Consider the following 21,083-nt stretch of genomic DNA (forward strand, 5'->3'; position numbering starts at 1 on the left):
CGCTCGGCATCCTGCCTCGCGGCCTGGACAAGAGGGCTTGCCTCAGCGAATAAGAGGGGGATCAAAACCGCGCCAGCCCTAAGCTCCCGCCTAACCGCAAGCAAGCCCCCTCTCCCTCCGGGAGAGGGTTGGGGTGAGGGGATTTCCCACTATTCTGCTCACCCAACAGCCAACTAGAACGACAGTTGCTCACTAATTGGTTGAACCAGCTCAGATTTCTATCAACCACCCCTTCCCATGCCTCGATCAGAGCCATTAAGATAGCCAAACGGCAATCCATCTCTCGGGAAACGCCATGGAAGCGATTGTTGACATAGCGCAGGTGACGAACAGCGAATTGGGAGCTGAAACTCAGGGGCGGTAGCGTATCCGTCGCTTTCAATATCCAACTCTCTATCTGTGTTTTTTACAATTGAAACAGAGGAAGATAAGCGAATACTTTCAGGCATCAGAGGCAGACTGGTAATACCATGATTATATTTTAATTTTTTCATGGTGACGATCAGCGCAGAACAGCATTATATGAAAAGCCTTAATCATCATTTAGTTCCGCCTTCCATCTAATCACCGTTACCCCTGAAAACTCACTACAGGCCCAATAAAGGAAACTTGAAATGGCAGATGAAAAAGAAATAGCAGGAAAGGCTAAAGGAAAACCACGAAATGTGAAAAATATCATTCCGGTTGGGGATCAAGAAATTGCTGTCTATGCAACCCCGAAGGTTTCTAAAGCTCTAGGGAAGGTGCGAACAAGTCCCTGATATGAGATCATGTTTGTCATCTGGAGCCATGGAACAGGGTTCATCATGAGTCATCAACTTACCTTCGCCGACAGTGAATTCAGCAGTAAGCGCCGTCAGACCAGAAAAGAGATTTTCTTGTCCCGCATGGAGCAGATTCTGCCATGGCAAAACATGGTGGAAGTCATCGAGCCGTTTTACCCCAAGGCTGGTAATGGCCGGCGACCTTATCCGCTGGAAACCATGCTACGCATTCACTGCATGCAGCATTGGTACAACCTGAGCGATGGCGCGATGGAAGATGCTCTGTACGAAATCGCCTCCATGCGTCTGTTTGCCCGGTTATCCCTGGATAGCGCCTTGCCGGACCGCACCACCATCATGAACTTCCGCCACCTGCTGGAGCAGCATCAACTGGCCCGCCAATTGTTCAAGACCATCAATCGCTGGCTGGCCGAAGCAGGCGTCATGATGACTCAAGGCACCTTGGTCGATGCCACCATCATTGAGGCACCCAGCTCGACCAAGAACAAAGAGCAGCAACGCGATCCGCAGATGCATCAGACCAAGAAAGGCAATCAGTGGCACTTTGGCATGAAGGCCCACATTGGTGTCGATGCCAAGAGTGGCCTGACCCACAGCCTAGTCACCACCGCGGCCAACGAGCATGACCTCAATCAGCTGGGTAATCTGCTGCATGGAGAGGAGCAATTTGTCTCAGCCGATGCCGGCTACCAAGGGGCGCCACAGCGCGAGGAGCTGGCCGAGGTGGATGTGGACTGGCTGATCGCCGAGCGCCCCGGCAAGGTAAGAACCTTGAAACAGCATCCACGCAAGAACAAAACGGCCATCAACATCGAATACATGAAAGCCAGCATCCGGGCCAAGGTGGAGCACCCATTTCGCATCATCAAGCGACAGTTCGGCTTCGTGAAAGCCAGATACAAGGGGTTGCTGAAAAACGATAACCAACTGGCGATGTTATTCACGCTGGCCAACCTGTTTCGGGCGGACCAAATGATACGTCAGTGGGAGAGATCTCACTAAAAACTGGGAATAACGCCTTAAATGGCGAAGAAACGGTCTAAATAGGCTGATTCAAGGCATTTACGGGAGAAAAGATCGGCTCAAACTGAAAAAATGAAATGACTGAGTCAGCCGAGAAGAATTTCCCCGCTTATTCGCACCTTCCTTAGGCTCTCACGAGTTATTTGTACCGTTCCGAGATAATAAAAACCTTGTCGGCGGGCTTGCTTCAACCGTTTACTCCAATGTCCAAAGAATAGAGCTCAATCTATTAAAAGCGGCTAGAGATGTAGAGGCGGCAGTTAAATTAGGCATAGGAAATAAAGCTTCAATATTTATATTAATGCCCGGTGACGAAGTCGAGAGCTTAAATAATGAGCAAGTGATCTCAATTGAGAATGCACTTGATAAATTTAATTGGCATATGAATAAACAGGGTATTTCAGTTGGTGGACATACATCTATTAGTGGCTTAGCGGACGAAATATGCTCATGGGCTAATGTGGCATAGACATAACACAACATTTAAGAGTGACTCCCAATACTTTGCATTTTTCATTCAATTGTTGAGCTTCATACTGATCAATAGAAAAATAGGCCCGCCACCTTATTGAACAAGCCTCTGCCCAAGGCAGAGGAGTACGGCGGCGTGAGTGACTATGGTGGGCATATCGTAAAGCTCCAACTGAAAACGTTGGCCTACCTTATCCCCGCTCGGTGAAGTGAAGGTGAAGTTGCGGGTCGCCAGCCTTGAGCCCACGGCAGGCATTGCCTACAATGACCCACTTTTTATCACTCTCAGGTCTATAAAATGAGCGACAACAAACCTGCACTGCCCGACCGTCTGGCGGCCAACCCGCGCAGCCCGCACCATGTGGCGGAGTGCTTCGAGCACGAGATCGGCATTCGCGTGAACGGCAAGGAGCGCACCAATGTCGAGGAGTACTGCATCAGCGAAGGTTGGGTGAAGATCCCCTCCCCCAAGGCCAAGGATCGCTACGGCAACCCCATGCTGATCACCGTCAAGGGCACCGTCGAGGCTTTCTACGCCTAAGCGGCCCTGACCGCGCGCCCCGCCGGGCCCGCCGCCATGCTGTTCAGAACACCGGCCTTGCGCCGGTGTTCTGCTGTTAAGGGCGGCCCAGGGTGACAGGCACCTCTCTTTCTTTGCTCTCTGTTGCCTTCCTGTTTCTTCCTTTCCCTCCCTTGCTTTCGCCTTTTCCTTTTCATCTGGGCCCTGATCCGGCAGGCGAGCCGCCTTTGGCATCCAGGCAGGGCGACGCTCTTGTCATCCCTGCCGGTTTACCCAGGCCATCACCGCCCCACTCACCCTCGGGAGCGCGACTTACCGCCCTGCCAGCGTTGCAGCGCAGCCCCCGCCAGCACCAGCAGGATGCCGAGCAGATCGCTCGCGGCCAGCCGTCCGGCCAGGGCATCGAGCAGGGCGCCCCCCGCCAGCTGGCCCGTGACGATGAGCAGGGCGCAGGCCAGGGCACCGATCCGGCCGATGGCCCAACTGCTGATGGCGACAAACAGCGCCCCCAGCACCCCGCCGAGCAGCAGCCAGGGATCGAGCCCGGCGAGCCGCTCCCAGGGTGCCCCTTTGAGGATGAGCAGGGCGCCGAGCAGCCCGAAGCCGAGCAGGTGGTTGGCAAGGGACGCCGTCATGGCGCCCCGGGCGCTGGCGAGGCGGCCGTTGAGGGTGCGCGACAGGCTCACCGCCACGCCGTTCAGCAGTCCCAACAGGATCAGAAGGGTCATGGTGTTTCTCCTAGCCGAGCACGATAAACAGGGCGCTGGCCATCACCAGCAAGGCGGTGAGCAGTCCCATCAGGATCAATAAGGTCATGGTGTCTCTCCTAATGCAGCACGATAAGCAGGGCGCCGGCCATCACCAGCAGGGTGGCGAGCGCGTCCTTTCCCGAGGGGCGGCGGCGAGCCAGTCCGAGCCAGCCGAGGCCATCGCACAGGGCACCAAACAGCAGCTGGCCGAGCAGCAGCAGGGCCAGGGTGCCCGCCATGCCCAGGGGCGAGTTGAGGCACAGGGCTGCCAGCACCACGGTGAGCGCCCCCGGCAGACCGCCGAGCCAGGCCCAGGGCGGGGCAGCCTCCGGCGTCGGGGGCCTTGGGGAGAGCCACCACAGGAGCCCGGCCACCAGGGTGCCGACCCCGTGGGCCAGCCAGCTCGCGAGCCAGGGGTCGGTGGCGCGGGACAGGGCGCCGTTCTGGGCGATCATCAGCGCCAGCAGCAGGCCGGCGGCGAAGGCGGCCAGGGCACCCAGGGTCTGGCCAAGTGTCTGGCCGAGGGCGGGGCGGCCGGGGCCGCCGTCAACAAGCGGGGGGATCATGGGGTTGCTCCTTGGTTGAACTGACGAGCAGGGTAAATTGTTTTTGATTTGGGGATAATCTACCCTCCTGGAACAACATTGTTTCCATATCGAGAACAACATGAACCAGGACGCCTTCGCCCTGCTCCCGGCCTTCGTCGCCGTGGTGGAGTCGGGCACCTTCTCCGGCGCCGCCCGTCAGCTCGGCCTCAGCAAGTCGGTGCTGAGCAAGAAGGTGAGCCAGCTCGAGCAGGCCCTCGGCTGCCAGCTCCTCTATCGCACCACCCGCTCCCTCACCCTCACCGAGGCGGGGGAGCGCGACTTCGAGACGGTGCGCCATGCAGTGCGCCTGGCCAGCGACGGGGAAGATGCCATCGGCGCCCTGCAATCGGCCCCCCGCGGCCTGCTGCGGGTGACGGTGCCCATGGTCTATGGCCGGCGCCACATCGCCCCCCTTGTCCCCGAGTTTCTCGCCCTTCACCCCGAGGTGCAGTTGCAGCTGGAGATGAGCGACGCCCGGCAGGATCTGGTGGCCGAGGGGTTCGACGTGGCGGTGCGCATCGGCGAGCTGGAGGATTCGAGCCTGGTCGCCCGCCGCCTCGCCCCCTGTCTCAGCACCCTGTGCGCCGCCCCCGCCTACCTGGCGCAGGCCGGCACGCCCCGCACCCCGGCGGATCTCGAGCGCCACAACTGCCTCTTCTACTCCCTGTTTCGCGGCGGCACCCAGTGGCGGCTGCACGGGCCCGAAGGAGAGGTGGCCATCACCCCCAGGGGCAATTTCGAGGTCAACAACAGCGATGCCATCCACACCGCGCTGCTGGCGGGGCTTGGCATCGGCAACATGCCGGACTTCATCGTGGCGCGGGATCTCGCCATCGGGCGGCTGGTGCCCGTCCTGCCAGACCATGCCCTGCCCGAGCACGGCATCTGGTGCGTCTATCCCAAGCGCCGCCACCTGCCCGCCAAGGTGGAGGCCTGGCTGGCCTTCCTGCAGGAGCGTCTGGGGCTGCGCTGAGGGGGGCATCGGGATAACCGGAACGGTTCACGTTTTTTTCATCGGGAAGGGAGTAGAGTAAGCAGCAAACCAAGCATCTGTTTTTATTGGAAAAGCATTCAGGGGACGAGCCACGGCATCGCGCCCCGCACCCCAGAGGGAGCCCCATGATGAAGAAAACCGCGATTGCCCTGACCCTCACCAGCCTGCTGACGCTGCCGCTCTTTGTCTCATCCGATGCCTGGGCCGCCCCGGTGCGCTCCCTGCAAAAGGAGCAGAATTACGAGCAGTTCATCAGCAAGCGCCAGGTGGTGGATCAGCTGCTGGCAGACGCCGCCCGCATCTTCCACTCCCCCGCCCGGGTCTCCGATGCGGGCTTCACCGCCAAGATGCCGAGCAACATGGAGCAGGTGACCACCCTGCTGCTGGAGGCCCACCAGCTCGAGCCCTATCGCACCGATCTGCTCATCTCGGCGGCCAACGCCCAGATCTACAACGGCAACGTGGACAGGGCCATCGCCCTGTTCGAGCAGGCCCTCACCGCCGCCCCGGACGATCTGGACATCAACACCTATCTGGCCACCTGGCAGCGCTTCAAGGGCAACCAGGCCAAATCCGATGGCTACCTCAAGCGGGTCGGCGAGCTCAATGCCGGTCGCGCCGCCGACTTGCAGCGGCTGTTCGCCACCGTGGACAGAGTGGTCGCCACCCCCCTCAAGGAGCGTCAGGGACGGGGCGAGAAGAAGGGGCGCCGCGCCATCGTCACCCTAGGCTATGCCCTCAATCCCGATGGCTCCATGCACGACATCCTGCTGGGACGCCTCGAGACCACCCGCGCCCTGGCCCAGGCCGATCCGGCGGCCCTCGTCATCCTCACCGGCGGAGTGCCCCAGAACCGCCAGACCGAGGGCAAGCTGATGGCGGACTGGCTGGCGAAAAAGGGCATCGACCGCTCCCGTATCATCGAGGAGAACTACGCCACCAGCACGGTGGAGAACGCCCTCTACAGCGGCTATGCCCTCGCCCGCCACGAGATTGAGTTCGCCACCCTGGTGAGCTCGGCGAGCCATGTGCGCCGGGGCCAGACCCTGCTGGAAATCGCCTGTTGGCAGAGCGGCCCGGCGAACATCCGCATCGACAGCGTCGCCTACCCGGACAAGCCCCTCTCGGCCCTGGCCAAGGCAAGCCCGGAGGAGCTGCTTGGCATCTACCGGGACGCCCTGCGCACCTATGGCCTGTGGAGCTACCGCTCGGCCCCGCTGGTGGAGCGCTGATCCCCCGGCCCCGCCACCCTGGCGGGGCCTTTTCCTCTCTTCCCCCTGCCAGTCACTGCCCTCCCTGTTGGCCAGCCCCTGCACGCACCTGCCGGCCCCTGGGGGCTGGCCCTTGGCCCCTTGCGCCAGCCACCCGATAGACGGCGGGTGAGCAAGCTATCCACTTTCTGGCATATCTCAATCAGATCATTGATTTACCGTTCTTTTTCTAAGAACCAAACGGCATGAGAGCACCCTTCTCGTTCCTTCGCCCCCGGGGATGTTCAGATAAAGATGTGGCTTCCAACACCCCCAACAAGGAAGTGCATCATGACAGCAAAAGGCATCTCTCTGTGGCTCGCAGCCTCCATGCTGCTCGGCCAGTCCGCCCAGGCTCTCGACGTCACCGTGGCCTACCAGACCTCCGCCGAACCCGCCAAGGTGGCCCAGGCCGACAACAGCTTCGCTAGGGAGAGCGGCGCCACCGTGGATTGGCGCAAGTTTGACAGCGGCGCCAGCGTGGTACGGGCGCTCGCCTCCGGCGACGTGCAGATAGGCAACATCGGCTCCAGCCCCCTGGCGGTGGCGGCGAGCCAGAATCTGCCCATCGAGGTGTTCCTGCTCGCCTCCAAGCTCGGGGAGTCCGAGGCCCTGGTGGTGAAGCAGGGGCTCGCAAAACCCGAGGATCTCGCGGGCAAGCGCATCGCCGTGCCCTATACCTCCACCACTCACTACAGCCTGCTGGCGGCCCTCAAGCACTGGAACGTCGACCCCGCGACGCTGCAGATCGTCAACCTGCAACCACCGGCCATCATCGCCGCCTGGCAGCGGGGCGACATCGACGGCGCCTATGTCTGGGCCCCCGCCCTCAACCAGCTCACCAAGGAGGGCAAGGTGCTGACCGACTCCGCCCAGGTGGGTGACTGGGGAGCCCCAACCCTGGACGTCTGGGTAGTGCGCAAGGACTTTGCCAAGGCCCACCCCGAAGTGGTGCAGGCCTTCGTGAACAGCACCCTGGCCGCCCAGCGCGACTACCTGGCCAACCCTGACGGCTGGCTCACCAAGCCGGACAACCTCGCCAAGCTGGCCAAGCTGAGCGGCGTTCCCGAGGCGGACGTTCCCGCTCTGGTGAAGGGCAACACCTACCTCGATGCGAAGGCCCAGAGCGCCGAGCTCGGGCGCCTCGTCAACCAGACCATCATCGACACCGCCCGCTTCCTCGAGAGCCAGGGCAAGGTCGCGAACGCCGCCTCGGACTACCGCCAGTTCGTGACCGATCGCTTCGTGAAAGCCGTGGCCCAGTAAATCCAAGGAGACGACCATGCTGCAGCTCTCTCATGTGTCCGCCGAGTACGCCGGCAGGCGGGTGCTCGACAACATCAACCTCTCCCTGTCCGAGGGGGAGCTGATGGTGGTGCTGGGGCCCTCGGGCTCGGGCAAGACGACCCTCCTCAACCTGGTGGCGGGCTTCGAGCCTTGCCACCACGGCCAGATAAGCCTTGAGGGCAAGCCGGTCACCGGCCCCGGCGCCGAGCGCGGCGTGGTGTTCCAGAGCGAGGGGCTGCTGCCCTGGCGCAACGTGCGAGACAACGTGGCCCTCGGCCTGCAGCTGGCGGGCGTGCCCAGTGCCGAGCGCACCGAACAGGCCCAGGCACTGCTGCGTCAGGTGGGGCTGGAGGGGGCCGGCGATCGCGCCATCTGGCAGCTCTCCGGCGGCCAACGCCTGCGGGTCGGCATCGCCCGGGCCCTCGCCACCCAGCCCCGCCTGCTCCTGCTGGACGAGCCCTTCGGCGCCCTGGACGCCTTCACCCGGGAGCAGATGCAGACTCTGCTGCTGCGCCTGTGGCACGAGCACCGGCGTCAGGTGCTGCTCATCACCCACGATATCGAGGAGGCCATCTTCATGGCCACCGATCTGGTGCTGCTCTCCCCCTCCCCCGGGCGGGTGACGGAGCGGCTGACCCTGGATTTCGGTCGCCGCTTCGCCGCCGGGGAGCCCTGCCGCAGTATCAAGTCCGATCCGGCCTTCATCGAGCGCCGTGAATACGTGCTGGAACGGGTGTTCGCAGAGCGGGAGGCCTTCGCATGACCCTCGCCCTCGCCCGGCAACGGGATCTCACCCACGCACGGGCAGCGGGCTGGCCCCTGTCCCGCCGTCTGACCCTGAGCCTCGCCACCCTGCTCGTGCTGCTGGCCCTGTGGTGGCTGGTGGCCCACTTCGGCTGGGTCGATCCCCTGTTCCTGCCGCCCCCACAGCGGGTGCTGGCACAGCTCATCACCATCGCAGGCCCAACGGGCTTTATGGATGCCACCCTGTGGCAACACCTGGGGGCCAGCCTGGGGCGCATCCTGGTGGCGCTCGCTGCCGCGGCGTTCTTTGGCATCACGGTGGGCATCGCCATGGGGCTCTCCCCCACGGTGCGCGGCGTGCTGGATCCCCTCATCGAGCTCTACCGCCCGGTGCCGCCGCTCGCCTACCTGCCACTCATGGTGATCTGGTTTGGCATCGGTGAAACATCGAAGGTGCTGCTCATCTATCTGGCCATCTTCGCGCCCGTGGCCCTGGCGACCCTGGCGGGGGTGCAGAGCGCCAATGCGGTGCGAGTGCGGGCAGCCCAGGCGCTGGGCGCATCCCGGTCCCAGGTGCTCTGGCACGTGATCCTGCCAGGGGCCCTGCCGGACATCCTGACCGGGCTGCGCATCGGGCTCGGGGTGGGCTGGTCCACCCTGGTGGCGGCCGAGCTTATCGCCGCCACCCGGGGGGTGGGCTTCATGGTGCAATCCGCCGGCGAGTTTCTCGCCACCGACGTGGTGCTGGCGGGCATCCTGGTGATCGCCCTGATCGCCTTCGTACTGGAACTGGGCCTGCGCGCCTTGCAGCGCAGGCTCACCCCCTGGCATGGAGAAGGACAATGAGCCACAGGCTGACCTCTTTCCTTCGCCCCCCTTTCCTATTGGTATCGGGCCTTCACGCCCCCAGACATGGAGCAAAACCATGACCGACAAGTTGACCATTACCCCCCTCGGCCCCCACATCGGCGCCGTCATCGCCGGCGTCAATCTGGCCGAGCCCCTGAGCCAGGAGCAGTTCGAGCAGCTCCATCGCGCCCTGCTCAAATACCAGGTGCTGTTCTTTCGCAACCAGCCCATCACCCCGCGAGCCCAGCGGGCGCTGGCGAACCGCTTCGGGGATCTGCACATCCACCCCGTCTACCCCCACACGGAGGAGGCCGAGGAGATCATCGTGCTCGATACCCACGACGACAATCCGCCGGACAACGACAACTGGCACACCGACGTGACCTTTATCGAGACGCCCCCGGCACTGGCCATTCTGGCCGCCAAGCAGTTGCCCCCCACCGGGGGGGACACCCTCTGGGCCAGCGGCATCGCGGCGCTGGCGGCCCTCTCCCCGCCCCTGCAAACCCTGCTGGCAGGGCTGGAAGCCGAGCACGACTTCACCAAGTCCTTCCCGGCCCATCGCCATGATGACAGCGAAGAGGCGCGCCAGCGCTGGCAGGCGGCCGTGGCCCGTCACCCGCCCCTGCGCCACCCGGTGATCCGCACCCATCCGGTGAGCGGCCGTCAGGCCCTGTTCGTCAACGAGGGGTTCACCACCCGGCTGCCCGGGCTGCCCCCCAAAGAGAGCGAGGCCCTGCTCGGCTTTCTGTTCGAGCACATCACCCGCCCCGAGTTCCAGGTGCGCTGGCGCTGGCAGGAGAACGACATCGCCATCTGGGACAACAGGGTGACCCAGCACTATGCCAATGCCGACTACCTGCCGGCCCGCCGAGTGATGCACAGGGCCACCATTCTCGGGGACAAGCCCTTCTGGCGCCCGGGCTGAACGTCCCCCATGGAGAGCGACCATGAGATAACGCCCAGCAAAAAGCCCGCCGGCTGGCGCAATGCTGTTCACTTAAGCGGAGCCGCATTGCGATTTACCGGAAAACGGGTCTTTGATATCTTCACCGCCCTGGGTCTCGATGGCCTGGGGCGTTTTTCTATGAACATGACGCCTATGCAGCCCCGCAACTCCGCCAACCTCCGTGGCGTATGGGCTGGCGATAACGCGCCCGCCATCACTGCCATCTGGTTCGCGATGAGCTGACAGGCAAACTTAAAGCTCACCTCATTGGGCGCTCGCTGATGGGCTACGGCGGCCTGGCTGGCCTCCCGCCTGACCAGATTGTATCCAAGCAGCAATCCCCACAGCTCCTGATAGACCAAGTCCACTTTCTTGCTTCTCAGCGTGATGGCGTTGTGCTGCATCGCGCTTTTGATATCCCGGTATCCCAGCTCGATTTCCCAGCGCTCGTGGTACAGGGTCGCCACCTGAGCTGCACTGAATCGCGCCACGGGCAGGGAGGTAAAGACCGTTTTCTCCTTGCCTGCCACCTCATAGGTCACTGCGCGAACTTGCCAGTGTGTCGGCAACGCCGGGTTTTTCTTGCGAGCCTGAGGCGAGACCGTCATTTGCAACAGACGGTCACCGTCGCCATAGCGCTCAAGTTCCGTGTATACCAGCCCCTTGCGTTCCGGGATGAGCCAGTGACGGTCGGTGTCTTCGGCCTGAATACGCAGCAACAGGTCGGCACCGAAGAAGCCTTTATCCAGCAGGGTCACTGACTTGTCCGGCAATGAGTGAATGAACTCGCTGGCCAGGGGGATTTCCCCTTTGCGGTACGGGCTGATGGCCGCGTTGGCAATGACATGCGAGCGGACATTCATGAGCGTGACCAACCGCAGCATCGGGTAGGGTGTCTGCCGGTTGGTTGAGGTGTTACCCGAGCCGAAATGTGCTCTGAGTTCAGGCATATCCTGGGTTCGGAACAGGGCCCCATCGATGGCAAAGACCTGTAAACCGTGCCAATGGTCTTCAGGATAACGTTCCCGCCCCCACACATCGGCGCACTGTTTGAACAGCCACTCGAGCGGCTGTTTGCCGAGTCGCTGACGGGCCTGAGACAGGGCACTGTCCGCGAGCAAGGCATCATTGGCCAACCCTTCTGCACAGATGTTGAGGCGCCGAGCGACCTCGGAGATGGGCTCATTGCGGAAAAAGGCCATCCCCACGACGAGCCACAAGACCATATCAGAAGGTAAGCGGCGTCGGCGGATAGTGGCCTTTTCAGACAAGGCGGCAGCGGCAGTAATCCATTCGTCGGGAATATGGTCGGCAAAAATGGCCAGCCGAGCCAGCATGTCGCCAGATGCCTCAACAACATCGTTCAGATCGTTTGCAATAGACATAAAAAAATCCGGAACCAGTGATTGGTTCCGGATTGTCCTACAGCAGAAGGATCGGTCAATGGATCCTTAACTGATCAGCATTGCGCCGGCTGGCGGGCTTTTTCATCATCTGACGGGCCTGGGTGTTGCTATCGGCCCTTGCGCTCCGGCCACCTGGGTGACCCGATGGCAGGTCTCAGCCCTTGAGCTCCAGCATCGTGGTGAAGCCTCCGAAGATCATGCGGGCGCCGTCAAACGGCATGGTCTGGTGCAGGGGATTGGCGGGGTCCATCCTGGGGTCCTGCATCATCTTGCCCATGGCGTCGTCCCGCACCGCCTTGCTCGGCCACTCCACCCAGGAGAAGACCACGGTTTCATCCTCCCTGGCCGCCACCGCCCGGTAAAAGTCGGTCTGCTTGCCGTGGGGCACGTCGTCCCCCCAGCACTCCAGCACCCGGGTGGCGCCGTATTCGAGGAAGATGGGGTCAAACTGCTCCGCATGATCGATCAGGGCCTGCTTGTTGGCCGTCGGCACGGCGAGCACGAATCCGTCCACGTATGACATCAGAGGTTCCTCCTGTGAGTGAGGATCTCAGCATAGCAGCCGCCCATCAGCCCGCGCTCTGCGCCGCCCCGCGCCGCCAGCCATCACAAAGAGACCAGCCGCTCCAGATCGCTGCGGGTCAGGCGCTTGCTGTCCACCTTCACGTAGAGGGAGTGCTCCTCGCGCACCAGCAGCACGTCGCTTACCCCCTCGCAGGCGCGGATCCGCTGCTCCAGGGCCGGGGTGGCATCGACCCCTTCCGGCAGCACGATGCGCAGGCTGCTCACATAGGGGGGCTCGGCCATGGTGAGGCTCACCCCGAGCCAGGCAAGGGCCAGCGCGGCACAACCGCCAAACACCAGGGGGCCGCCCCCCAGGCTGTAGAGCAGGCCGCCGAGACTGCCGCCGATGGCGACCCCGAGGAACTGACTGGTGGAGTAGACCCCCATGGCGGTGCCCTTGTAGCCCGGCGGGGACTCCTTGCTGATGAGAGACGGCAGCAGCGCCTCCATCACGTTGAAGCCGATGAAGAAGAGCTGCAACCCGGCGAGCAGACCCCACAGCTGCTGGCCGCTCTGCCAGAACACCAGCTCGGCGGCCAGCATCACCACCACGCACCCGATGAAGACCCGCTTCATCCGGCGGTGCTTCTCGGCATAGATGATGAAGGGCACCACGCTCACGAAGGCGATCAGCATGGTGACCAGATAGGCCTGCCACTGGCTGTCACGGGGCAGGCCGGCACGCTCCAGCAGGGGCGGCAGGGCCACGAAGCTCGACATCAGCAGGGTGTGGACGCAGAGGATGCCGAGGTTGAGCTTGAGCAGGCGAGGGTTGGTGAGCACGGTACGAAAGCTGCCTCGCACCATGGCGGACTCGCGATTTTGCAGGTGGGCCGCCGGGGTCGGCACCACCCAGAGCACCATGGCGATGGCGGCCAGGGCCAGCAGGGCGATGAGCCAGAAGAGGCCGGACAAGCCCAGGGCATGGGTGATGAGGGGGCCGGTCACCATGGCGATGGCGAAGGTGATGCCAAAGCTCACCCCGATGAAGGCCATGGCCTTGGTGCGATTCTGCTCCCGGGTGAGATCCGACAGGAGCGCCATGACGGCGGCGGAGATGGCGCCGCTCCCTTGCAGGGCGCGCCCGACGATGACCCCCCAGATGGCGTCGCTCAGGGCGGCGATGACGCTGCCAAGAGCAAACATCAGCAGGCCGCCGACGATGAGGGGCTTGCGCCCCACCTTGTCGGAGAGCAGGCCGAAGGGGATCTGGAACAGGGCCTGGGTCATGCCGTAGATGCCGATGGCAAGCCCGATGAGCGCCTCGGAGGCGCCCGCCAGGGACATGCCGTAGGTGGTCAGCACCGGCAGCACCATAAACATGCCGAGCATGCGCAGCGAGAAGACGGAGCCGAGCGCCCAGGTCGCGCGTCGCTCGCCCCTCGTCATGGTGAAATCATTCATGAGGGCCTCGATGAGTCAAAAAGAAGAGAGAAAGAAAGGGGTGACAGGCGCCCGGCCGCCCCCGAAAAATCGGCGATGCCCCTCGCAGGGCGGCGCCCATAATAGCAGAGCCGGGAAGATTCCCGGCTCTGGATTTCATGCATTTCAGGGGTGCAGTTCACACTATCAGGGCAGCATGCTCACCAATACAGGCGCTGCGTCCGGCTGGAAGTCCACCGACATCATTACGCTCAGGCAAGTAATGGTGACGATGGAGAACATGAACAGCTTGCGCGCCCAGAGGGAGTCGTCCACCGCCGCCTTGTAGCCCGACAGCGCCATCCCCAGCCACCAGACGCTCACCGCGGTGGCCACCACCAGATACTTGTACCCGGCGTAGCCGCCGAGGAACAGCATCAGGGTCGGCACCATGAACGCCAGGATGTAGAGGGTGATGTGGAGCTTGGCCACCGGGATCCCCTTCACCACCGGCAGCACCGGGATGTTGGCGGCTTGGTAGTCCTTGAAGCGGAAGATGGCGATCGCATAGGAGTGCGGCATCTGCCACAGGCTGAAGATCGCCAGCAGGATCAGGGCCCCCGAGTCGAACTGCCCGCTCACCGCGCAGTAGCCGATGACCGGCGGCGCGGCGCCGGAGAGGCTGCCGACCAGGGTGCCATAGACCGAGTGGCGCTTCATGTAGAGGCTGTAGACCCCCACATAAACCAGGAAGCCCAGCACCGCCAGCAAGGCGGCCAACGGATTGGCCGCAAAGTAGAGCAGTGCAATGCCCGCAACGCCCAGCGCCGTCGCATACCAGAGGGAGACACCGGGGGCGATGAGCCCCCGCACCAGGGCGCGGTTCTTGGTGCGCTCCATGATGCAGTCGATGTCCCGGTCGATGTAGTTGTTGAACACGCAACCGGAGGCCACCACCAGTGACACCCCCACCATGGTCAGGATGAACAGGGGCACATCCAGGCTCCCCTTCGAGGCCAGCAGGAATCCCCCGATAACCGAGATGAGGTTGCCGAAGATGATGCCCGGCTTGGTCACTTGCAGGTATTGCTTCATCATCATCAACCCGCTCAGTGAACCATCATGTTGATGTTGAGGTTGTACATGATCCACAGGGAACCCACGACCACGATGGCGATGATGAGCACGGTAAAGACCAGTGCCACCAGGTTCCAGCGCTCCTCGGAGGAGGTGTTCATGTGCAGGAAGTAGACCAGGTGTACGAAGATCTGCACCACCGCCATGGCCACCACGGTGCCGAGCACCACGGCGTGGGAGGCGGAGCCGTCCATCACCATCCAGAACGGCACGGCGGTCAGGATGAGTGACAGCACGAAACCGATCATGTAGGACTTGACGCTGCCGTGGCTGGCGCCGTGATTGTCAACGGAATGACTCATTTACATGACCCCCATCAGATAGACCACGGTGAAGACGCAGATCCATACCACGTCGAGGAAGTGCCAGAACAGGCTCAGGCACATCAGGCGAGTGCGGTTGCGCTCGGTCAGCCCCTTCTTGGTGATCGACACCATCATCACGATGATCCAGACCAGGCCGCTGGTCACGTGGATACCGTGGGTCCCCACCAGGGTGAAGAAGGCAGAGAGGAAGCCGCTGCGATCCGGGCCCGCCTCGTGCACGATCAGGTGATGGAACTCGTAGATTTCCATCGCGATGAAGCCGGCACCCAGCAGGAAGGTGACGAACAGCCAGGTGTTGACCGCCGCGACCTTGTTCTTGTTCATGGCCAGCATGCCGAACCCGAAGGTGATGGAGCTCAGCAGCAGCAGCATGGTTTCGGCGAACACGAACGGCAATTCGAAGATGTCCTTGCCGGTGGGGCCGCCGGCAGTGCCGTTGACCAGGACCGCATAGGTCGCGAACAGGGTCGCGAACAGGATGCAGTCACTCATCAGGTAGATCCAGAAACCGAATACCTTGGTGGCACCGGCATCGTGGTGCCCATCCTCATGGGCACCGTGAGAGTGATGTAGTACGTCAGTCGCCATGGAATTAAGCCACCTTGTTGATGTTGTCGAAATGCTGACCTTCGATGCGCTCGATCTCGTCAACCTGTACGTAGTAGTCCACATCGTCGTTGAAGCTGTGGATGATCCAGGTGGCGATCATGCCGATGAAGCCGGCGATGGCCATCCACCAGATGTGCCAGATCATGGCAAAGCCGAACAGGGTGCTGAAGGCAGCGATGATGACGCCGGCACCGGAGTTTTTCGGCATGTGGATCGGGTCATAGTGCTTGGGCTGCTGATAGGCAGAACCGTCCTGCTTGGCTTCCCAGAACGCATCCAGCCCTTTGATCTTCGGCTCGATGGCGAAGTTGTAGAAGGGGGGCGGCGAGGAAGTGGACCACTCCAGGGTACGGCCACCCCAGGGATCGCCGGTCAGGTCGCGGTTCTTCTCGCGGTCGCGGATGCTGACCACGATCTGGATGACCTGGCACAGCACGCCCAGGGCAATCAGACCGGCGCCGCAGGCGGCGACCACCAGCCAGCCGTGGAACTCGGGATCGATGTTCTGGCTGACACGACGGGTCATGCCCATGAAGCCCAGCACGTAGAGCGGCATGAAGGCCACGAAGAAGCCGGTGATCCAGCACCAGAAGGCACGCTTGCCCCAGACGTCATCCAGCTTGAAGCCGAACGCTTTCGGGAACCAGTAGGTGATACCGGCGAAGCAGCCGAACACCACGCCGCCGATGATGACGTTGTGGAAGTGGGCGATGAGGAACAGGCTGTTGTGCAGCACGAAGTTGGCGGCCGGCACGGAGAGCAGTACCCCGGTCATGCCACCCACGGTGAAGGTGATGATGAAGCCGACGGTCCACAGCATGGGCGAGGTGAACTCGATGCGACCGCGGTACATGGTGAACAGCCAGTTGAAGATCTTCACCCCGGTCGGGATGGAGATGATCATGGTGGTGATGCCGAAGAAGGCATTCACGTTGGCGCCGGACCCCATGGTGAAGAAGTGGTGCAGCCAGACGATGAACGACAGCACGGTGATCGCCACGGTCGCCCACACCAGGGAGGTGTAACCGAACAGCTTCTTCTTGCAGAAGGTCGCCACCACTTCGGAGAAGATCCCGAACACCGGCAGCACCAGGATGTACACCTCGGGGTGACCCCAGGCCCAGATCAGGTTGATGTACATCATCATGTTGCCACCCATGTCATTGGTAAAGAAATGGGTACCCAGGTAGCGGTCTGCGGTGAGCAGGGCGATGGTGACGGTCAGGATCGGGAAGGAGGCGATGATCAGGATGTTGGCACACAGGGCGGTCCAGGTGAAGACCGGCAGGCGCATCATGGTCATGCCAGGGGCACGCATGCGGATGATGGTGGCGAAGAAGTTCACGCCGGTCAGCAGGGTCCCCAGACCCGAAATCTGCAGACTCCATATCCAGTAATCGACCCCGACCCCGGGACTGAACTCCAGCCCCGACAAGGGCGGATAGGCCAGCCAGCCGGTCTGGGCGAATTCACCGACCCCGAGGGAGACGTTGATCAGCACCACGGCCGCGGCAGTGAACCAGAAGCTTAGGTTGTTCAGGAAGGGGAAGGCCACATCACGGGCACCGATTTGCAGCGGCACCACGATGTTCATCAGACCGATCACCAGCGGCATGGCCACGAAGAAGATCATGATGACGCCGTGGGCGGTGAAAATCTGGTCGTAGTGGTGCGCATTCAGGTAGCCTTCGCCACCCCCGGAGGCGATGACCTGCTGGCCACGCATCAGCACGGCGTCGGCAAAGCCACGCAGCAGCATGACCATGCCCAGAATGAGATACATGATACCGAGGCGTTTGTGGTCGACCGAGGTCAGCCACTCTTTCCACAGATATTGCCACTTGCCGTAGTAAGTGATGAGACCGGCGATGGCCAGGCCCCCCAGAATGATACCGGCTATCGTGACCATGATGATGGGTTCATGGTACGGAATAGCCTCGAGTGTCAATTTTCCAAACATCGATTATTCCTCGGATCCTGCTTTCACACTCTTGTCGGCCGACATGGCCATGTGTCCGGCATGGGCGTCATGGTTCATGGCCTGGTTCTCCATGGCGTCCTCTTGCGAGGCCTCATGGTTCATCCCTTCGTGGTCCATGGCACCCGCTTTCGGGGCGGCGTCATGGTTCATGGCCTCGTGGTTCATGCCCTCGTGATCCGCGGAGCCCGCAGCCGGGGTGGCGTGACCACCATGGGACATGCCGCCCATGAACTTGTTGATGATGTTGACGAACAGCTTGGGATCGGCGCTGGCGAAGTACTCCACCGGGTGGTTTTCGCTCTTCTTGGCCAGGGAATTGAACTCATCCATGGTGCTCAGGGCCTTGGAAGAGGCCTTCACCTTGGCTACCCAGGCGTCGAAACCGGCTTGGTCCTGGGTCGCGATGGCCTTGAACTTCATGCCGGAGAAACCGGCACCGCTGTAACCGCCGGAGATGCCCTTGTACTCGCCCGCCTCGTTGGCAATCAGGTGCAGCTTGGTCTGCATGCCGGCCATGGCGTAGATCTGGCCGCCCAGTTGCGGGATGAAGAAGGAGTTCATCACGGTGTCGGAGGTCACCCGGAAGTTGACCGGGGTGTTGACCGGGAAGGCCAGCTCGTTGACCGACGCAATGCCCAGCTCCGGATAGACGAACAACCACTTCCAGTCCAGGGAAATAACATCCACCTGAACCGGTTTGACGTCCGATTCCAGCGGCTTGTAGGGGTCGAGGGAATGGGAAGTTTTCCAGGTGATCACCGCCAGGATGACGATGATGATGACGGGTACAGTCCAGACGACTGCCTCAATCTTGTTGGAGTGGGCCCAGTCCGGCGCATAGGTGGCACTGGTGTTGGACGCCCGGTATTTGTAGGCGAACGCCACCGCCATGACAATCACGGGCACCACCACGATCAGCATCAAGCCGAGTGCGGTGAGTATCAGTGACTTCTGCTCCATACCGACCTGCCCCTTGGGGCTCATCAGTGCCATGTCGCAGCCACTCAGCAAGCTGGCGGTCGCGAGCAGCAGCAAAGCGCCCAAGCCCCTCTTCACATCAAAGAGTCTCATGCAATGTCCTCATCTTTTGAAGGCTTATTGGTATAAAAAAATGCAGCATTTTATTGCATCAGACCGGCATGTGAACAACATGAAAAATTAATCCCAAAAATGTTCAAAAGGTGATGGAAAGCGGCATCAGATGTTAATCCCTTGACAATGACCAATTTATTCAAGTTACACCGCGGCAATTCATCTTCCGTTAATCTCTCGCGCCACCAAAAGTGACCACCAATTAACCAAAAAGATCCATCTGGTCTGTTTTTAACCCGCCATTGCGATCAAAAAAGAGCCATACAGCCCCTTTTCGACTCACAGGTCATTTTTCCACACCTTGATCTGGATGGGTATTTTTCGGGGAAGATTAAAAAAATAATTAATCAAACGAATGTATGATTAACTTCCCTCCCCCCGACAACGGTCGCAACCCCTGGCGCCAGAAGGCACACTTCGTAACAAAACGGGCCCTTGTGCGGGCCCGTTGACACTCGTTTTCTCTCACTCACTCGGAGTCGGAGTCAGGAGTGATCGTGTTCCATCCGGGTCGCCACGGCGATCCGGTTCCAGGCGTTGATGGTGACCACCTGCACCAGACACTGGGCCAGCAGGGTTTCCCCCAGTTGGGCCAGCGCTGCCTCATAGGTCTGCGTCGTGAGCCCCTTGTCGGCGATCAGGGTCACCTCGTCGGTCAGGGCCAGCACCGCCCGCTCCCGGGCGTCGAACAGCGGCGACTCCTGCTAGGCGGCCAGCGCCAGCAGACGCTGGGCGCTCTCCCCGTGCTTCATCGCCACGTCGGCGTGCATCTCGATGCAGTAGGCGCAGCCGTTGATCATGGAGGCGCGCAACTTGATGAGCTCCTTGAGCGACAGGGGAATGTCGGTGCTCCCGAGGTAGGACTCAAGGCCCATCATGGCCGAGACGGCGGCGGGCACCTGGTTGGCGAGCTGGATACGGTGTGACATGGCAAGACTCCGGTGATGGACCCCGGATGGGGCGGTGAGCTGATTGTTCACTTTTTCATTGTTGATTAGAATATCGTCATAACCTGCAACAGTTTTGCGTTTATAGCAAAGGTGAATCCATGCTGGATCGCATCCGCATCCTGGCCCAGGTGGTGGAATCGGGCAGTTTCTCCCGTGCCGCCCGCGCCCTCAACCAGGCCCCCTCCTCCGTGACCCGTGCCATCGACGCCCTGGAGCAGCAGCTCGGGATCCCGCTCTTCAAGCGCAGCACCCGCCAACTGGTGCTGACCGAGCAGGGCGCCTATTTTCTCGCCCGCTCCCTGCCCCTGCTGGAGGAGGCGGATCAGCTGGTGCAATCCCTGCAACCCCTCTCGGTGGCGCCAGAAGGGCCGCTGCGGGTCTCGGTGTTCGAGAGCTTCGGCGCGTCCTGGCTCTCTCCCCGCCTGCCCGACTTCCTCGCCCGCTACCCCGGGGTGCGCCTGGAGGTTGCGCTGGACAACCGCATGGTGGATCTCGATGCCGAGAACGTGGACGTGGCGGTGCGCATCGGCAAGCCCGCCGACAGCAGCCTGCACACTCGCCATCTGCTCACCAACCGCTCGCTGCTGGTCGCCTCCCCCGCCTATCTGGCCCGCCATGGCGAACCCGCCCATCCCGCCGAGCTGGCCCACCACAACTGCCTCATTCGCGGCCATGGGCGCCAGCGCCAGCACTGGTACTTCCAGCAAGGCACGGAGCGCGAGAAGGTGGCGGTGCAGGGCAACCTTGCCTCGGTCGGGGGCACGCCCCTGCTCTGCGCCGCCCTCGCGGGGTGCGGCGTGCTGCTGCTGTCGAGCTGGATGGTGCAGCAAAGCATCGACGAGGGCACCCTGCTGCCGCTGCTGCCAGAGTGGCTCGCCTCCCCCTACGAGGATCGCCAGGACGAGATCCACGCGGTGTTTCGTGGCGGCCGCTTCCTCAAACCCCAGACCCGCGCCTTCATCGACTTTCTGGTCGAGGCGATCAGGCCCCTGCAAGGGCCGCGCTGACCTCAACAGGGCCTCCTGGCGAAACGCTGAAAACGCAGACGCCGGGCACAGGGCCCGGCGTCTGGAAATGAGGGTCGCCACGGCGACCGCTCAGCGTGATTTTCGCCCGTCAGGGCTTGGTGAGAGCCCCCGGTAATCCCCGTAGGGGAAGATGTTGCGCAGGCGCTGGGCCACGGGCTCGGGGATGGAGCGGGAGAAGACCAGCCTCACCCCGTTGCCGTCCCGCAGGCCCAGGATGCGCCCGCGCACCGGCTCATGGTGCAGGATCTGGGTCGCCTGGGTCACAAAGCGCGGCGGCACCGAGCCCCGCTTCACCACCACCTTGCCCGGCGCGAGCCGGACCTCGAAAAGGGCGCCGCGCCCCAGCGTCATCAACCACCCGATCAGGGCTATCGCCACCAACAGAGACAACCAGGCCATTGCGTCTTCCTCCCGTCAACC

The 21,083-nt window shown here is 62.0% G+C and carries 23 protein-coding genes; 10 read left to right on the forward strand and 13 right to left on the reverse strand.

Translation table 11 applies throughout. The features are described 5' to 3' along the window. Window positions 1–614 precede the first annotated feature (614 nt). The 3 genes from C2U37_RS24805 to C2U37_RS23800 all read left to right on the forward strand — a co-directional run bounded on the left by C2U37_RS24805 (window position 615) and on the right by C2U37_RS23800 (window position 2,820). Complete coding sequence (locus C2U37_RS24805; protein ID WP_158656315.1) at window positions 615–761, forward strand: hypothetical protein; 147 nt, start codon at window positions 615–617, stop codon at window positions 759–761. 45 nt (window positions 762–806) lie between these two features. Further along, window positions 807–1,787 carry an IS5-like element IS5 family transposase gene (locus C2U37_RS23795; protein WP_026141915.1) on the forward strand — a complete coding sequence of 327 codons (981 nt, stop codon included), beginning with the start codon at window positions 807–809 and terminating at the stop codon, window positions 1,785–1,787. Between the two features lie 790 nt (window positions 1,788–2,577). Beyond that, window positions 2,578–2,820 (forward strand): DUF3297 family protein, encoded by a 243-nt coding sequence (locus C2U37_RS23800; RefSeq protein ID WP_010673692.1) that lies wholly within the window; start codon window positions 2,578–2,580, stop codon window positions 2,818–2,820. 272 nt (window positions 2,821–3,092) lie between these two features. Here C2U37_RS23800 and C2U37_RS23810 read toward each other — a convergent pair whose 3' ends face one another. Together C2U37_RS23810 and C2U37_RS23815 are read right to left on the reverse strand one after the other, a co-directional pair. Beyond that, window positions 3,093–3,527: a DMT family transporter gene (locus C2U37_RS23810; RefSeq protein ID WP_045524056.1), complete on the reverse strand. Its 435-nt coding sequence runs from the start codon at window positions 3,525–3,527 to the stop codon at window positions 3,093–3,095. Between the two features lie 98 nt (window positions 3,528–3,625). After that, window positions 3,626–4,114 (reverse strand): DMT family transporter, encoded by a 489-nt coding sequence (locus C2U37_RS23815; RefSeq protein WP_102948677.1) that lies wholly within the window; start codon window positions 4,112–4,114, stop codon window positions 3,626–3,628. 100 nt (window positions 4,115–4,214) lie between these two features. Here C2U37_RS23815 and C2U37_RS23820 point away from each other — a divergent pair, with 100 nt between their 5' ends. From C2U37_RS23820 to tauD, 6 genes are all read left to right on the forward strand, one after another. Then, window positions 4,215–5,108 (forward strand): LysR family transcriptional regulator, encoded by an 894-nt coding sequence (locus tag C2U37_RS23820; protein WP_102948678.1) that lies wholly within the window; start codon window positions 4,215–4,217, stop codon window positions 5,106–5,108. 149 nt (window positions 5,109–5,257) lie between these two features. Then, window positions 5,258–6,361 carry an ElyC/SanA/YdcF family protein gene (locus tag C2U37_RS23825; RefSeq protein ID WP_069785308.1) on the forward strand — a complete coding sequence of 368 codons (1,104 nt, stop codon included), beginning with the start codon at window positions 5,258–5,260 and terminating at the stop codon, window positions 6,359–6,361. Window positions 6,362–6,670: 309 nt separating this feature from the next. Next, window positions 6,671–7,645 (forward strand): taurine ABC transporter substrate-binding protein, encoded by a 975-nt coding sequence (gene tauA / locus C2U37_RS23830; protein ID WP_042014206.1) that lies wholly within the window; start codon window positions 6,671–6,673, stop codon window positions 7,643–7,645. 16 nt (window positions 7,646–7,661) lie between these two features. Continuing rightward, window positions 7,662–8,429 carry a taurine ABC transporter ATP-binding subunit gene (gene tauB / locus C2U37_RS23835; RefSeq protein ID WP_104453174.1) on the forward strand — a complete coding sequence of 256 codons (768 nt, stop codon included), beginning with the start codon at window positions 7,662–7,664 and terminating at the stop codon, window positions 8,427–8,429. Beyond that, the gene (gene tauC, locus C2U37_RS23840; RefSeq protein ID WP_102948679.1) at window positions 8,426–9,256 is read left to right on the forward strand and encodes a taurine ABC transporter permease TauC; all 831 of its coding nucleotides are present in this window, start codon (window positions 8,426–8,428) and stop codon (window positions 9,254–9,256) included. The genes tauB and tauC overlap by 4 nt, the downstream gene beginning before the upstream one ends. A gap of 79 nt (window positions 9,257–9,335) precedes the next feature. Further along, entirely contained in the window at window positions 9,336–10,187 is an 852-nt protein-coding gene (tauD, locus tag C2U37_RS23845) for a taurine dioxygenase (RefSeq protein ID WP_052815882.1), read from the forward strand. A gap of 68 nt (window positions 10,188–10,255) precedes the next feature. On the opposite strand, the gene C2U37_RS23850 is transcribed toward tauD, so the two are convergent. The 10 genes from C2U37_RS23850 to C2U37_RS25205 all read right to left on the reverse strand — a co-directional run bounded on the left by C2U37_RS23850 (window position 10,256) and on the right by C2U37_RS25205 (window position 19,614). Next, window positions 10,256–11,593 carry an IS4-like element ISAeme15 family transposase gene (locus C2U37_RS23850; protein WP_104452794.1) on the reverse strand — a complete coding sequence of 446 codons (1,338 nt, stop codon included), beginning with the start codon at window positions 11,591–11,593 and terminating at the stop codon, window positions 10,256–10,258. 175 nt (window positions 11,594–11,768) lie between these two features. Further along, on the reverse strand, window positions 11,769–12,137 hold the full coding sequence (locus C2U37_RS23855; protein ID WP_102948680.1) for a DUF1428 domain-containing protein: 369 nt from the start codon (window positions 12,135–12,137) through the stop codon (window positions 11,769–11,771). 83 nt (window positions 12,138–12,220) lie between these two features. Beyond that, window positions 12,221–13,582, reverse strand: coding sequence for an MFS transporter (locus tag C2U37_RS23860; RefSeq protein ID WP_102948681.1), 1,362 nt, complete (start codon window positions 13,580–13,582; stop codon window positions 12,221–12,223). 165 nt (window positions 13,583–13,747) lie between these two features. Beyond that, on the reverse strand, window positions 13,748–14,641 hold the full coding sequence (gene cyoE / locus C2U37_RS23865; protein WP_010673685.1) for a heme o synthase: 894 nt from the start codon (window positions 14,639–14,641) through the stop codon (window positions 13,748–13,750). Between the two features lie 8 nt (window positions 14,642–14,649). Continuing rightward, on the reverse strand, window positions 14,650–14,979 hold the full coding sequence (locus tag C2U37_RS23870) for a cytochrome o ubiquinol oxidase subunit IV (protein ID WP_010673684.1): 330 nt from the start codon (window positions 14,977–14,979) through the stop codon (window positions 14,650–14,652). After that, a complete protein-coding gene (locus tag C2U37_RS23875; protein ID WP_080560441.1) occupies window positions 14,980–15,675 on the reverse strand; it encodes a cytochrome o ubiquinol oxidase subunit III in 696 nt (231 codons plus the stop codon). It lies immediately after the preceding gene. Next, window positions 15,596–17,572 (reverse strand): cytochrome o ubiquinol oxidase subunit I, encoded by a 1,977-nt coding sequence (gene cyoB, locus C2U37_RS23880; RefSeq protein WP_102948682.1) that lies wholly within the window; start codon window positions 17,570–17,572, stop codon window positions 15,596–15,598. Before cyoB ends, C2U37_RS23875 begins: the two co-directional genes overlap by 80 nt. A gap of 3 nt (window positions 17,573–17,575) precedes the next feature. Further along, on the reverse strand, window positions 17,576–18,664 hold the full coding sequence (cyoA, locus tag C2U37_RS23885) for a cytochrome o ubiquinol oxidase subunit II (protein ID WP_102948683.1): 1,089 nt from the start codon (window positions 18,662–18,664) through the stop codon (window positions 17,576–17,578). A gap of 506 nt (window positions 18,665–19,170) precedes the next feature. Continuing rightward, a complete protein-coding gene (locus tag C2U37_RS25200; protein WP_223929938.1) occupies window positions 19,171–19,353 on the reverse strand; it encodes a hypothetical protein in 183 nt (60 codons plus the stop codon). Between the two features lie 36 nt (window positions 19,354–19,389). Then, window positions 19,390–19,614, reverse strand: coding sequence for a carboxymuconolactone decarboxylase family protein (locus C2U37_RS25205; protein WP_223929937.1), 225 nt, complete (start codon window positions 19,612–19,614; stop codon window positions 19,390–19,392). 119 nt (window positions 19,615–19,733) lie between these two features. On the opposite strand from C2U37_RS25205, the gene C2U37_RS23895 reads away from it, so the two are divergent. Then, on the forward strand, window positions 19,734–20,642 hold the full coding sequence (locus C2U37_RS23895; protein WP_039039206.1) for a LysR family transcriptional regulator: 909 nt from the start codon (window positions 19,734–19,736) through the stop codon (window positions 20,640–20,642). Window positions 20,643–20,732: 90 nt separating this feature from the next. Here the strand turns inward: C2U37_RS23895 and C2U37_RS23900 are convergent, their stop codons facing one another. After that, window positions 20,733–21,062: a DUF3634 family protein gene (locus tag C2U37_RS23900; RefSeq protein WP_039039207.1), complete on the reverse strand. Its 330-nt coding sequence runs from the start codon at window positions 21,060–21,062 to the stop codon at window positions 20,733–20,735. Window positions 21,063–21,083: the final 21 nt, after the last annotated feature.

The organism is Aeromonas sp. ASNIH1, assembly GCF_002934285.1.
GTDB classification, from domain to species: Bacteria; Pseudomonadota; Gammaproteobacteria; order Enterobacterales; family Aeromonadaceae; genus Aeromonas; species Aeromonas caviae.

Excerpts from the sequence above, each read along its gene's own strand:
- C2U37_RS24805 (WP_158656315.1), top strand. The coding sequence starts at position 615 with ATGGCAGATGAAAAAGAAATAGCAGGAAAGGCTAAAGGAAAACCACGA.
- C2U37_RS23795 (WP_026141915.1), top strand. The coding sequence starts at position 807 with ATGAGTCATCAACTTACCTTCGCCGACAGTGAATTCAGCAGTAAGCGC.
- C2U37_RS23800 (WP_010673692.1), top strand. The coding sequence starts at position 2,578 with ATGAGCGACAACAAACCTGCACTGCCCGACCGTCTGGCGGCCAACCCG.
- C2U37_RS23810 (WP_045524056.1), bottom strand. The coding sequence starts at position 3,527 with ATGACCCTTCTGATCCTGTTGGGACTGCTGAACGGCGTGGCGGTGAGC.
- C2U37_RS23815 (WP_102948677.1), bottom strand. The coding sequence starts at position 4,114 with ATGATCCCCCCGCTTGTTGACGGCGGCCCCGGCCGCCCCGCCCTCGGC.
- C2U37_RS23820 (WP_102948678.1), top strand. The coding sequence starts at position 4,215 with ATGAACCAGGACGCCTTCGCCCTGCTCCCGGCCTTCGTCGCCGTGGTG.
- C2U37_RS23825 (WP_069785308.1), top strand. The coding sequence starts at position 5,258 with ATGAAGAAAACCGCGATTGCCCTGACCCTCACCAGCCTGCTGACGCTG.
- tauA (WP_042014206.1), top strand. The coding sequence starts at position 6,671 with ATGACAGCAAAAGGCATCTCTCTGTGGCTCGCAGCCTCCATGCTGCTC.
- tauB (WP_104453174.1), top strand. The coding sequence starts at position 7,662 with ATGCTGCAGCTCTCTCATGTGTCCGCCGAGTACGCCGGCAGGCGGGTG.
- tauC (WP_102948679.1), top strand. The coding sequence starts at position 8,426 with ATGACCCTCGCCCTCGCCCGGCAACGGGATCTCACCCACGCACGGGCA.
- tauD (WP_052815882.1), top strand. The coding sequence starts at position 9,336 with ATGACCGACAAGTTGACCATTACCCCCCTCGGCCCCCACATCGGCGCC.
- C2U37_RS23850 (WP_104452794.1), bottom strand. The coding sequence starts at position 11,593 with ATGTCTATTGCAAACGATCTGAACGATGTTGTTGAGGCATCTGGCGAC.
- C2U37_RS23855 (WP_102948680.1), bottom strand. The coding sequence starts at position 12,137 with ATGTCATACGTGGACGGATTCGTGCTCGCCGTGCCGACGGCCAACAAG.
- C2U37_RS23860 (WP_102948681.1), bottom strand. The coding sequence starts at position 13,582 with ATGAATGATTTCACCATGACGAGGGGCGAGCGACGCGCGACCTGGGCG.
- cyoE (WP_010673685.1), bottom strand. The coding sequence starts at position 14,641 with ATGATGATGAAGCAATACCTGCAAGTGACCAAGCCGGGCATCATCTTC.
- C2U37_RS23870 (WP_010673684.1), bottom strand. The coding sequence starts at position 14,979 with ATGAGTCATTCCGTTGACAATCACGGCGCCAGCCACGGCAGCGTCAAG.
- C2U37_RS23875 (WP_080560441.1), bottom strand. The coding sequence starts at position 15,675 with ATGTGGACTACTACGTACAGGTTGACGAGATCGAGCGCATCGAAGGTC.
- cyoB (WP_102948682.1), bottom strand. The coding sequence starts at position 17,572 with ATGTTTGGAAAATTGACACTCGAGGCTATTCCGTACCATGAACCCATC.
- cyoA (WP_102948683.1), bottom strand. The coding sequence starts at position 18,664 with ATGAGACTCTTTGATGTGAAGAGGGGCTTGGGCGCTTTGCTGCTGCTC.
- C2U37_RS25205 (WP_223929937.1), bottom strand. The coding sequence starts at position 19,614 with ATGTCACACCGTATCCAGCTCGCCAACCAGGTGCCCGCCGCCGTCTCG.
- C2U37_RS23895 (WP_039039206.1), top strand. The coding sequence starts at position 19,734 with ATGCTGGATCGCATCCGCATCCTGGCCCAGGTGGTGGAATCGGGCAGT.
- C2U37_RS23900 (WP_039039207.1), bottom strand. The coding sequence starts at position 21,062 with ATGGCCTGGTTGTCTCTGTTGGTGGCGATAGCCCTGATCGGGTGGTTG.